Genomic DNA, 11,366 nt, shown 5'->3' with positions numbered 1-11,366 from the left:
TGTGAGCGCCCGCGCAGGGGGCGCGATCACCGCCCTGGCGCCGGGTTTTGCTGCCATACGCCGGTGACTTGCGAAAGGCGACCCCCATGGTCCCTGAGAACTGTCCGTGGGTGCCCAGCGGCAGTTCTCAGGGACCTGGATGTGTCAGGCCGTGTTACGTACGGTGACGCAGCGGTCAGCGGCGGCCCGTACGCCGTGTCCGTCGGACCGGTGGGGCTGATCGCTGGCCGGGGTGAGCATCCCGGTTGCCGAGCGAGAAGAGGTCCGACCACTGTTCGGCGATGAGGTCCTTGGGCAGTTGCCCGGGGCCGATGCCCTGGCGCCGGACCCACTGCGCGACGCGTTGTCCGGGCAGTTCGGGGGCTGCGGCCGCGATGATCCGGGGCAGTCCCCGCCCCTTGCCGGTGAACACGCGGTGCGCGAAGTCCTGGTAGGGCTTCTGTTCCGCAGGGGGTAGGAGCGGGGGCTCGCGGCGGGTGATGGTGAGCACTCCACCGTCGACGTTCGGACGGGGGCGAAACGCCGCGGCTGGTACCCGGCTGACCAGCCCGAACTCAAACCAGGGCCACCACTGGGCGGTCATCAGCGTCGCCCCGCCCACTCCAGCGCGACGGCGTGCGACCTCCCACTGCACCAACAGGACGGCGTCCGTCCACCCCGGGGACCTCAGGATGCGGCGGAGCATCGGGGTCGTCTCATGGAAGGGCAGGTTACCGACGAGCACATACGGCGTGACGGGAAGCCGGTAGTGGAGGAAGTCGGCATGGACGATGGTGGTCAACGCGTTGGTACGCCGTGCCAGCCGGGCGGCTCGTCGATCGTCGATCTCGATGCCGGTGAGGCGGCGGCCCAGTTCCTGAAGGGGCAGGGTCAGCGCGCCGTCGCCCGTACCGATCTCGATGATCGGGCCTTCGGTGCGGGCGACGCGGTCGACGAGGGTGTTGATGGTGGGACGGTCGGTGAGGAAGTTCTGGCCGTACTCATGGCGGCCATGACGGTGGTGCGTGGGCACAGGATCTCCGCGGCTTCGTGGTGATCCGGGCAGCACTGGGTGCCGCTCGGCGATGGCTCACAGAAGCGGCGGAGCGATTCAAGGGAGGAGAACGGTCCGCCGCTAGGCGCGGCGAAGCCTCATCACTGCGATCCCACAGGAGATTCCACACATGCGAACGAGCCTACGCGGCTGGTGGGGCCGGTCGGCAACCGGTTTTCCGAGCCGACAGGTTTCCGTGCCGGCTCGATCTCGTGCCGATGGATGTCCGTGCCGATGGATGTCCGTGCCGGCAGGATTTCGTCCCGGTAGGCGGGCACGTGGGCTCAGGGCTTACGGACCGCGTCCGGGTTGGCCGCGATCGTCTCATGGTGGCGAATGACCTCGGCGATGATGAAGTTGAGCAGCTTCTCAGCGAAGGCCGGGTCGAGCCGGGCGTCTTCCGCGAGGTCACGCAGGCGCTCGATCTGGCGGGACTCCCGCGCCAGGTCCGCCGCCGGTAGTTGGTGGTGCGCCTTGAGGTGACCGACCTGCTGGGTGCACTTGAAGCGCTCAGCGAGCATATAGACGAGGGCGGCGTCGATGTTGTCGATGCTTCCGCGCAGCCTGTCCAGCTCGGCCCGTACGCCTTCGTCGATGTTCCTGGTCGTCATGGTCGTCGAGCTTACGTGGACGGGGTGGTGATGGTGGGCGGGTGTTCAGGGTCTGGGACGCGGTCGCTCCAGCCGCCGGGCACGGTGCGTCCTTGCTGCTCACGGAAGCGCACGGGTGCGGTGCCCACCCGTCGGGTGAACAGGCGGGAGAAGTAGGCGGGGTCCTCGTAGCCGACTCTGCGGGCGACGGCGGCGACGGGCAGTTCGGTCGCCGCGAGGAGTTCCTTGGCCCTGCGGAGCCTGATGGAGAGCAGATAGTCCTTGGGGCTGCATCCCGCGCCCCGGCGCACGGCCGTACGCAGTTCGGCGGGGGTCATCCCATGGCGGGCCGCGTGTTCGGCGACGGAGAACGGCTGGAAGGCGTCCCGGGCGAGTGCGGTCAGCACGGGGTCGCCCGCAGGGCTGGTGTCGGCACGGGCCCGGCGCAGGGCTACGAGCAGTTCATGGACGGCCGCCGCCGTCTCGACCTCCAGCAGCGGATTGCCCCGGCGGGCGGCTCTGGCGATCCGGCCGATGGCGGCCCGGGGTCCGACCGCGTCCGAAAGCGGAATGACGGGTTGATCGGGGTCGATATAGCCGAGCTCGGTGTAGGTGTCGGTGGCAGGCCCGTCGAAGTCGACGAAGCTCTCGTCCCAGCCGCCGGGATCGGGGCCGTAGTGATGGGGTACGCCGGGGGTGATCCAGATCAAGGCGGGTGCGGTGAGGGCGATGTGCTGGCCATCCGGCGTACGGAACCAGCCACTGCCCGCACTGATCACCACGGCCACATGGTGGTCCAGTGTGCGAGGCCCCACGGCGGGCAGAACTCCGTGCTGGAGGCCGACACCGAGGCAGACCAGGCCCAGTCGACGGTGGATCGAACCTGGGGTGAAGTAACGCATCCAGGTGTGATACATCCGCCTTTGCCCCTTCCTGGCTGATCAATCCTGCGATCGTCTGTGCTTCTATGTGCTCGCTTGTGTCCAAACAGTGCCGATCTTTGTCCATGGACCGGTGAGCCGCCAGGGGTCAAAGGTGGGGAGGTGGCTGAATTCGGCGTGGGTGAGACGGACTTTCTGATCGACGGGCGGCCGGTGCGGCTGCTGTCGGGGGCGCTGCACTACTTCCGTGCGCACGAGGAGCAGTGGGACCATCGGCTGGCGATGCTCCGTTCCATGGGGCTGAACTGTGTGGAGACATACGTCCCCTGGAATCTGCATGAGCCCGCGCCCGGGGAGTACACCGATGTGGAAGCCCTCGGACGGTTCCTGGACGCGGCGCGAGCGGCCGGGCTGTGGGCGATCGTGCGCCCGGGTCCCTATATCTGCGCCGAGTGGGAGAACGGCGGATTCCCGGCCTGGCTGACCGGTCTGGTCGGACGGCGGGTACGCACCGATGACGCGGAGTATCTGGCCCATGTGGACCGCTGGTTCACTCGGCTGCTGCCTCAGGTGGTGGATCGGCAGATCGACCGCGGCGGCCCGGTGATCATGGTGCAGGCGGAGAACGAGTACGGGAGCTACGGCAGCGACCCGGGCTATCTCCAGCACGTGGTGGGGGTGCTGCGCGACTGTGGGGTGACCGTACCGCTGTTCACCTCGGACGGCCCCGAGGACCATATGCTCACCGGCGGCTCCATCCCCGGTGTGCTCACCACGGTCAACTTCGGCTCGGGCGCGCTGGACGCCTTCGCCGCCCTGCGCCGCCACCGGTCGACCGGTCCGCTGATGTGCATGGAGTTCTGGTGCGGCTGGTTCGCCCACTGGGGCGATGAGCCGGCGAGCCGGGACGCGCAGTCGGCGGCGAAGGGACTCCGGGAGATCCTGGAGTTGGGGGCCTCGGTGAATGTGTATATGGCCCATGGGGGAACCAACTTCGGGGGGTGGGCCGGCGCCAATCGGGCGGGCACACTGCACGACGGGGTGCTGGAGCCCACCGTGACCTCCTACGACTACGACGCTCCGATCGATGAGTCGGGGCGGCCCACCGAGAAGTTCTGGGCCTTCCGTGAAGTGCTGGCGGAGTACGCGCCGGAGCCACCGCCGGACCTACCGCCCGCTCCCCCAGCCCTGAACGCCCTCCTCGATGTCCGCCCCGGCACCTGGTCGTCGCTCGGCGATGTACTGGATGCCCTCGGCGACCCGGAGACCGAGGCCCCGACGCCGGCGACGTTCGAGGAGCTGGGCGTGGACCGCGGCCTGGTCCGCTACCGGGTCCGGGTGCCTGGACCGCGCCAGCCCTACGCCCTGCGTGCCTCGGGGCTACGGGACCGTGCGGTGGTGTACGTCGACGGCATCCGGGCGGGAGTACTGAGCGAGGACCATGCCACCCTCCCCGACCTGATCCCGGGCCCCGCCGAAGTGGACTTGTGGGTGGAGTCCCTGGGCCGGGTCAACTACGGCCCCCGCCTGGGCGAACCGAAGGGCATCACCGGCGGGATACTCCATGAACGCCAGTATCTGCACGGCGTACGCGCCCGAGGGCTGCGCCTGTCCTCCTTCACCCCGGCGGCGGTGTCGGAGGTCCCCGCCCGTGCGGTGATCGCGGGCGCACCGGGTCTCTACCGAAGCTCGGTGGAGATCGGGGCCCCGGGGGATGCCTGGGTGGAACTGCCGGGCTGGACCCGGGGCTTCGTCTGGGTCAACGGTTTCTGCCTCGGCCGCTACTGGTGGGTGGGCTCCCAGTCCGCGCTCTATGTCCCGGGGCCGGTACTTCACTCGGGCAGCAATGAGATCTGGGTGCTGGAGTTGGAGGAGGCGGGCGCGGGGGTCACACTGCGCTGACGACGAGCGGGGAGCGCCCGGGGCTGCGGTGCGACGGGCACTCCCCGCTGGGGGCGTTGCGCCGACAGGGCCCGACGCCCTGTCCCTACGTCCTAGATGAAGATCCTTCTCATCACATGACAATCCACCCATAATCGTTGACCGGCTGGTCAGCCGCTCCTAGGCTCATCTCTACGCGGTGCGGCGCACGGTTCACTCATCTCCTTGTCCGGTCTTCCGGACCCAACGGGAGGAGCTTCCGTGAGAGCTGACTACATGAGCCACCTCAAGAGGCGCGCCTTCACCACCTCGATCACAGCGTCGATCAGCGCAACGACCGCGAAGACACCCGGCCCCACGCTCCGCACCAAGCCTTCCTGGGCCTCCCCGCCTTAGGCATGTGCCGCGAGGGGTCGTGTGATGGGCTCACTCACCTGGAACCCCTGACGACCAGCAGAACGGCCCCGCTCAGGTACCGCGCCACTTCCCCACCCGCGAAGTAGCTGGGCCCCGCGGCCCCGGGACTCCTCCCCGTCCCCCGCACGCCTCGCCCCCCGGTGACTGGTGCTCCGCACCGGGGGGCGAGGTTCGTTCACACTCCGGGATGGGCCTTGACCTCAGCTATGAAGTCGGTCCATGCGCCGAGCGGGATGAGAAGGGCGGGGCCTTGGGGGGTTCCTGCTGTCCCGGACGGGCAGCAAACCGCCAGCGCCATCCGCGACCTCCACGCAAGCTGCGCCATCGCCATCGCCATTGCCATTGCCATTGCCATAGCTGGACTTACGCCAGCCGATCACAGCGGAAGAGTCAGAAATCGTCGCCACGCTTCACCTCGTCGACGAAGGCGGCCCACGTCCCCAAGCCAGTGGCCAAGGCGGGGCCATGCGGATTCCTACTGTCCCTCACCGGCGACAGACCAGTGACACCGTCCGCCATCTCGACATACTCAGCCCCTTCACCATTGCTGAGGAATGGTCGAGTCCCGGGCCAGCTCCAGTAACTCAACCAACAGACCCTGCGTTCCGAAATGAGTTGCCGTGCGGCATGCCCGAGCGCCCGGGCGGGATATCGAGACGCGTTGTCTCCCGCTCTGGCGCGGGTGCGGATCGAAGTGCACGACGCCTCCGACGTACGGCCACGGCTCACCGTCCCGACGGCGGACGCGGACGGAGGCCGAGGGCTTCCGCTGGTCGCGGCGCTCTGCGACGCCTGGGGAGTCTCCTCGCGCAACGGGCCCGGGAAAGGTCGTCTGGGCTGAGTTGCCCCTCCCGGAGCTGCCCGGCAGGTGACACAGCACCCTGGCCGTCCGCCCTACCCGGCGTACGGCCAGGGACCTTGGCGGCCATCGCGCCGCTTGTTCGAACGACGGGATGGGCCACCGCCGTCAAGCCCCCGAGTGGCACGGTCCCTTTGGGTGACGCAAGCCCGCCCGCAGCCACGGCCGACACGGTCAGGCGGTGGCGAACCACCTGACCAGACACCGTGCTGGCGTATCCCATGGCAAGGGTTCACACCGTCTACCACGCGCTGTAGAACTCGAACCACTCACTGGTACGTCCCTATCATCGGACGGGAGCGCTGAACTGGCTTACCCGAACGGGGGAATGGGTTTATGTCCGTCACTGTGCCCGATTGGGCAGACACTCTGCTGGATGTCATCGGTGTCAATTGGCCCAACGTCGATGAGGACGCCTATCGCGATATGGCGAAGGCCCTGCGGGAGTTCGCGGAGGACATCGAGGACGATGGCCAGCTTGCCAACAACCATGTCCAACGGCTGATTTCGTCCGGTCACGGGGAAGCGATCGAGGCGTTCAGTGGCCATTGGGACAAGGTCAAGGGCAAACACATCAAGGACATCGCCTCCGCGGGGCGAACGATCGCCGGTGCCCTGGACTCCACCGCGACCGTGATCGAGGGAATGAAGGTAGCGGCGCTGGCGCAACTCACCTGGCTCGCCGGTAAGGCCGGAATCGCGATGGCCCTGATCCCCGTCACGGGTGGACTGTCCGCGCTGATCGGCGCGGGTGCGATCCGCCTCGCGCAGGAGGCGATCAGGCGGCTGATCAAGGAGGCCAGCGAAGAGGCGATCAGCTACCTTCTCGCCGCCGCCACCGAACCCGCCGTGGCCGCCCTGGAGAATCTGGCCGCCGATCTGGTCGTCCAGGTGGGTGCCACCGCCATGGGTCTCCAGGACGGTGTGGACCTGAACCAGACCAAGCAGGCGGGCAAGGAGGGTTTCCAGCAAGGTGTGCAGTCCGGCAAGGAGTCGCTGAACCTGGCGTCGGCCGGTGGCGGCGGGGCGGCTCCCAAGGGCGGCGGCAAGGGCTTCCACATCGAGCATGAGGAACATGACAACGCCTCCACCAAACTGAACGCGGTCTCCACCCAGATCCACGGCAAGACCCGCACCAAACTGAACAACGCCAAGTCCCACCACGGACGTAACCGGGGTCGGGATGACATCGCGTCCGCGATCGATCCGATCGTGGACAAGGCGATGGGGACGCTGGACAAGGCCGTCAAGACCATGGGGGACCACGTCGGCCAGACGCTTCCCCAGGCGGTCAAGCAGATCTCCAAGGACCACAAGACCAATGACGCCGACATCAAGGCGCGGCTCGCCCAGCAGCGCAAGGGCGAGGACAGAGGTCGCGGGGGTGGGGGCAAGGACGTCCCGGCCCAGCGCAAGGGGGACGGCGGTCCCAACCACACCCGGCCGAACTCACTTCGCGAGGCCGGGAACGAGCCTCGACGCAACGCGATCTCCCTGGACAAGAAGGTCTGCAAGGGCGACCCGATCGACATCGCCACGGGGGAGATGACCCTTCCGCAAACCGACCTCTCCCTTCCTGGCCTGCTCCCACTCGTCCTCCGTCGTACCCATCTCTCCGAATACCACTTCGGCCAGTGGTTCGGGCGGAGTTGGGCGTCCACACTCGATGAGCGGATCGAACTCGATCCACTGGGCATGGGCGCGGTGTGGGCCCGTGAGGATGGTTCCCTCCTGGTCTATCCCACCCTTCCACGGCCCGATGGGCCGCCAGTGCTCCCGCTGGAGGGCGCCCGGCTGCCGCTCACCCACGGCGGTCAGGTGGAGGACGAGACCTGGTACCAGATCACCGATCCGCACAGCGGCGTCACCCGTTCCTTCAGCGGCAGCCCCTACCGTGTCTCCACCGCCTTCTGGCTGGCGAGGCTCGAAGACTCCCAGGGCCATCGGATCACCTTCGGGCGCGGCCTGGACGGCTCCCCCTCCGCGGTCACCCACTCGGGTGGGTACTCCGTCCAGATCACGGTCGAGGACCAGCGCGTCACCTCGCTCGCGCTGCGCTCACAGGGCACCGGGGTCCCCGTCCTGAGCTACGGCTACGACCACCGCGGCAATCTGTCGGCGGTCACCAACTCCTCGGGACACGCACTGGCCTTCGGCTACGACCACGACGACCGGATCACCTCCTGGACCGACCGCAACGACTCCGCCTTCCGCTATGTCTACGACGGCTTGGGACGGGTGGTGGAAACGGTCGGCCCGGACGGCTTTCTGTCCTCGACCATCAGCTACGACACCGAGGATCTGGTCACCCGCTACACGGACGCGACGGGCGCGACCACCACCTTCCAGCTCAATGAGCTCCATCAGGTGGTCGCCGAGATCGACCCCGAGGGCAATACCACCCGCACCGAGTACGACGCCTACGACCGGCTGCTGTCCTCGACCAACGCGCTGGGGGAGACGGTCCATGTCCGCTATGACTCCGCCGGCCGCCCCACCGCTCTGATCCGCGCCGATGGAATGCGCACCAGCGTCAGCTACAACGCGCTCGGGCTGCCCCATCTCCTGACCGAGCCCGATGGGGCCGTCTGGCAGCACTTCTACGATGAACACGGGAACAGGACCGCGGTCACCAACCCGGCGGGTGACACCACCCGCTGGTCCTATGGTCCGGGCGGGCGGCTCACCTCGGTCACCGACGCGCTCGGCCAGAGCGTCCACTACACCTGCACCGATACGGGCCTGCCGCGTACGGTCACGGACCCGGCAGGTCAGACGACCGGGTACGAGTACGACGGGTTCGGGCGGCTGGCGCTGGTGACCAATCCGCTCGGCGGGCGCAGCCGACTGGAGTGGACCGTAGAGGGGCATCTCGCGGCACGCACCGACCCCAACGGTGTCACCGAGCGATGGACCTATGACGGCGAAGGGAACTGCACCAGTCACACCGACGGGTTGGGGCAGCTCACCCGGTTCTCCTACACCCACTTCGATCTGGTCTCGGAGCGGATCGGACCTGACGGAGCACGCTATGCCTTCGCCTATGACCGGGAACTGAGGCTCACCGAGGTCTCCAACCCCCAGGGTTGGAAGTGGACTTATGGCTATGACGCGGCGGGTCGTCTCATCGAGGAGAGTGACTTCGACGGGCGGACCAGGCGCTTCACCCATGACGCGCTCGGCAGGACCGTCACCCAGACCAATGCGGTAGGACAGCGGGTCAGCTACACCTATGACAGCGCCGGTGCGGTGGTCGAGAAGAGCGTCGACGGCAGGCGGATCACCTTCGAGAACGATCCCTGCGGTCGTTTGCTCCGTGCTGCCGGGCTTGATGGAGTACTCAGCTTCCACTACGACCGACTGGGGCGGCTGCTCGGCGAGACGGTGAATGGACGGTCGCTCACCACCCGGTGCGACGCCGTCGGTCGCCGTACCGGGCGCACCACTCCGTCCGGGGCGCTCACCAGCTACTCCTACGACCGGGCGGGGCACCGCGACGCGCTGACCGCGGCGGGGCGGACCCTCGCCTTCGACCATGACGCCGTGGGGCGGGAGACCGAGCGCCGGTTGGGCCAGGTGTTCGCGCTGCACAACACCTGGGACCCGGCCGGGCGCCTCCTCGACCAGACGCTGAGCACCCCCAGGTCACCGGAACCATGGGGGCGGCGAAGCTTCCGCTACCGCGCCGACGGCTTTCCCACCGCCGTCACCGACCTCCACACTGGTCGGCGTGAGTTGACCCTCGACCAGGTGGGACGGGTCACGGCCGTCCAGGCGGACGACTGGGCCGAGAGCTACGCCTATGACCTCGTCGGCAACCAGACACGGGCGGCCTGGCCGGATCGGCACGCCCGCCCGGAGGACCGGGGCGAGCGTCTGTACTCGGGCACTCGGCTCACTCAGGCGGGCAGGGTCCGCTATGAGTACGACGCCGAGGGCCGGGTCATCCTTCGCCAGAAGGCCCGGCTGTCCCGCAAGCCCGACACCTGGCGGTACACCTGGGACGCGGAGGACCGCCTCACCGCTGTCATCACCCCCGACGGCACCGAGTGGCGCTATCTCCATGACCCGCTGGGCCGCCGTATCGCCAAGCAGCGAATGGGCGGGGACCGTACGAGCGTCGTCGAGGAGACCCTCTTCACCTGGGACGGCAGCACCCTCACCGAGCAGACCACCCGGCTCGCGGGGGCGGCCGAGGCGCTGACCCTCACCTGGGAACACCAGGGGTTCACCCCACTGGCGCAGACGGAGACCAAGTCGCGGTCCGAGCTCCCTCAGGACGTCGTCGACCAGCGGTTCTTCGCCATCGTCACCGACCAGATCGGCACTCCCACCGAGCTCGTCGACACGGATGGCGAGATCGCCTGGCGCACCAAGACAACGCTCTGGGGCACCACCACCTGGAACCGCGATGCCACCGCGTACACACCGCTGCGTTTTCCCGGACAGTACTTCGACCCGGAGACGGAACTCCATCACAACTACTTCCGTCACTACGATCCGGGGACGGCCCGCTATCTGACCTCCGATCCGCTGGGCCTCGACGCGGCACCGAACCCGATGGCCTATGTGGGCAATCCGTACACCCTCTCCGATCCGCTCGGGCTGGCGCCCTGCGACGAGAGTGATGTCACCTGGGGACGGCGGGTCCAGTACGGCGCGCCGGGGCCCGGCGGCCGTGCCACCTCCATGCATGCCACGATCGGTGGGGATATGACGGGCGGCAAGACCCGGCCCCGGGTCAATGTCGCGGGCTGGGTCACCGGCCGGAACTACAACAGGACCCATCTGCTGGGTGCGCAGATCGGTGGATCGAACAGGGACCCCCGAAACTTCGTCACCATGCACCGCAACGCGAACTCCCCGGTCATGGTGGCCGTCGAGAACCAGATCAGGGAAGCCGTCGACAAGGGGGAGATCATCCAGTACACGGTCACCCCCATCTATCGCACCGACGATCCGAGCGATGTCATTCCCGTCGCCATGACTCTGGAGGCACACGGAAATCGAGGGTTCACCTTCAAGCCCTACGAGTCCGATTCCACGGCCGCGGGGGTCAATCACGTTACGGTCCTCAATGTGCCCAAACCATAGCCAGGACGACGCCTTAGAAGGAGCCTTCCAGTGAATCCCCATGTCGCGCGCCTCGCTGAGCGCATCCCCCCGCCCGCTGCTTCTGAGCCCAAGGACTGGGGGCCGGTCGAGACCCGGTTGGGAACCGCGCTCCCACAGGACTACAAGGAGCTCGTCGACACCTACGGCGGCGGACTGTTCGACGACGCCATCTGGCTTCTGGAGCCGGGCTGCGCGAACAAGTACTACGACTTGTCGACGGAGAACGAAGGCCGGATGGAGATGCTGCGACGGCTCTGGGAACGCAGTGCCCCCAGGCCGCCGGAGTTGGAGGAGGCGGGCAGCCGGGTCATCACCTGGGCGCTGACGGAGAACGGTGACAATCTGTACTGGCTCGTCCGGCCCGGGCAGAAGCCCGACGAGTGGACCGTCATGATCGGTGAAGGGCGCGGTCCGGAGTGGGAGCGGTATCCGATGCCCGCTGCCCAGTTCCTTGAGTCCATCCTGCTCACGGGTGAGGTGGAGTCCGACATCTTCTTCGACCTCCCGGCCGATACCCATGAGTTCCAGTCCAGCGCCAGCTTTCTCTGACGCCGTTCTGCGACGTCCATCTCAGCCGGCTCGGATGGTGT

At 67.7% G+C, this 11,366-nt stretch carries 10 protein-coding genes; 5 read left to right on the top strand and 5 right to left on the bottom strand.

Annotated features, from left to right (window positions below):
- Positions 1-175: 175 nt before the first annotated feature.
- The 3 genes from erm to NBG84_RS21230 all read right to left on the bottom strand — a co-directional run bounded on the left by erm (position 176) and on the right by NBG84_RS21230 (position 2,540).
- Entirely contained in the window at positions 176-1,012 is an 837-nt protein-coding gene (erm, locus tag NBG84_RS21240) for a 23S ribosomal RNA methyltransferase Erm (RefSeq protein ID WP_250921136.1), read from the bottom strand.
- 305 nt (positions 1,013-1,317) lie between these two features.
- Positions 1,318-1,644 carry a chorismate mutase gene (locus NBG84_RS21235; protein ID WP_250921135.1) on the bottom strand — a complete coding sequence of 109 codons (327 nt, stop codon included), beginning with the start codon at positions 1,642-1,644 and terminating at the stop codon, positions 1,318-1,320.
- Between the two features lie 11 nt (positions 1,645-1,655).
- On the bottom strand, positions 1,656-2,540 hold the full coding sequence (locus NBG84_RS21230) for a helix-turn-helix domain-containing protein (RefSeq protein ID WP_250921134.1): 885 nt from the start codon (positions 2,538-2,540) through the stop codon (positions 1,656-1,658).
- Between the two features lie 126 nt (positions 2,541-2,666).
- Here NBG84_RS21230 and NBG84_RS21225 point away from each other — a divergent pair, with 126 nt between their 5' ends.
- Together NBG84_RS21225 and NBG84_RS40720 are read left to right on the top strand one after the other, a co-directional pair.
- Positions 2,667-4,406 (top strand): glycoside hydrolase family 35 protein, encoded by a 1,740-nt coding sequence (locus NBG84_RS21225; RefSeq protein ID WP_250921133.1) that lies wholly within the window; start codon positions 2,667-2,669, stop codon positions 4,404-4,406.
- A gap of 240 nt (positions 4,407-4,646) precedes the next feature.
- The gene (locus NBG84_RS40720) at positions 4,647-4,781 is read left to right on the top strand and encodes a hypothetical protein (protein WP_285367274.1); all 135 of its coding nucleotides are present in this window, start codon (positions 4,647-4,649) and stop codon (positions 4,779-4,781) included.
- Between the two features lie 221 nt (positions 4,782-5,002).
- Here NBG84_RS40720 and NBG84_RS21220 read toward each other — a convergent pair whose 3' ends face one another.
- Together NBG84_RS21220 and NBG84_RS41175 are read right to left on the bottom strand one after the other, a co-directional pair.
- The gene (locus tag NBG84_RS21220; RefSeq protein ID WP_308312098.1) at positions 5,003-5,182 is read right to left on the bottom strand and encodes a DUF397 domain-containing protein; all 180 of its coding nucleotides are present in this window, start codon (positions 5,180-5,182) and stop codon (positions 5,003-5,005) included.
- 10 nt (positions 5,183-5,192) lie between these two features.
- Entirely contained in the window at positions 5,193-5,531 is a 339-nt protein-coding gene (locus NBG84_RS41175) for a DUF397 domain-containing protein (protein WP_308312095.1), read from the bottom strand.
- On the opposite strand from NBG84_RS41175, the gene NBG84_RS21210 reads away from it, so the two are divergent.
- The 3 genes from NBG84_RS21210 to NBG84_RS21200 all read left to right on the top strand — a co-directional run bounded on the left by NBG84_RS21210 (position 5,464) and on the right by NBG84_RS21200 (position 11,325).
- Positions 5,464-5,643, top strand: a complete 180-nt coding sequence (locus NBG84_RS21210) for an ATP-binding protein (RefSeq protein ID WP_250921131.1) — start codon at positions 5,464-5,466, stop codon at positions 5,641-5,643. The genes NBG84_RS41175 and NBG84_RS21210 overlap by 68 nt on opposite strands.
- A gap of 354 nt (positions 5,644-5,997) precedes the next feature.
- Positions 5,998-10,755, top strand: a complete 4,758-nt coding sequence (locus NBG84_RS21205) for a DUF6531 domain-containing protein (RefSeq protein ID WP_250921130.1) — start codon at positions 5,998-6,000, stop codon at positions 10,753-10,755.
- A 30-nt stretch (positions 10,756-10,785) separates the two neighbouring features.
- Positions 10,786-11,325, top strand: a complete 540-nt coding sequence (locus NBG84_RS21200) for an SMI1/KNR4 family protein (protein WP_250921129.1) — start codon at positions 10,786-10,788, stop codon at positions 11,323-11,325.
- The last annotated feature ends 41 nt before the right edge of the window (positions 11,326-11,366 follow it).

It is taken from the genome of Streptomyces albipurpureus, assembly GCF_023701525.1.
Classification (GTDB): Bacteria; Actinomycetota; Actinomycetes; order Streptomycetales; family Streptomycetaceae; genus Streptomyces; species Streptomyces albipurpureus.
Note: the sequence above shows the minus strand (reverse complement) of the source record. Positions and strands in the feature narration are given on the sequence as shown.

What these genes read in the sequence shown, in the direction of transcription:
- NBG84_RS21235 (WP_250921135.1), bottom strand. Translation starts at nt 1,644, where the DNA reads ATGACGACCAGGAACATCGACGAAGGCGTACGGGCCGAGCTGGACAGG.
- NBG84_RS21230 (WP_250921134.1), bottom strand. Translation starts at nt 2,540, where the DNA reads ATGTATCACACCTGGATGCGTTACTTCACCCCAGGTTCGATCCACCGT.
- NBG84_RS21205 (WP_250921130.1), top strand. Translation starts at nt 5,998, where the DNA reads ATGTCCGTCACTGTGCCCGATTGGGCAGACACTCTGCTGGATGTCATC.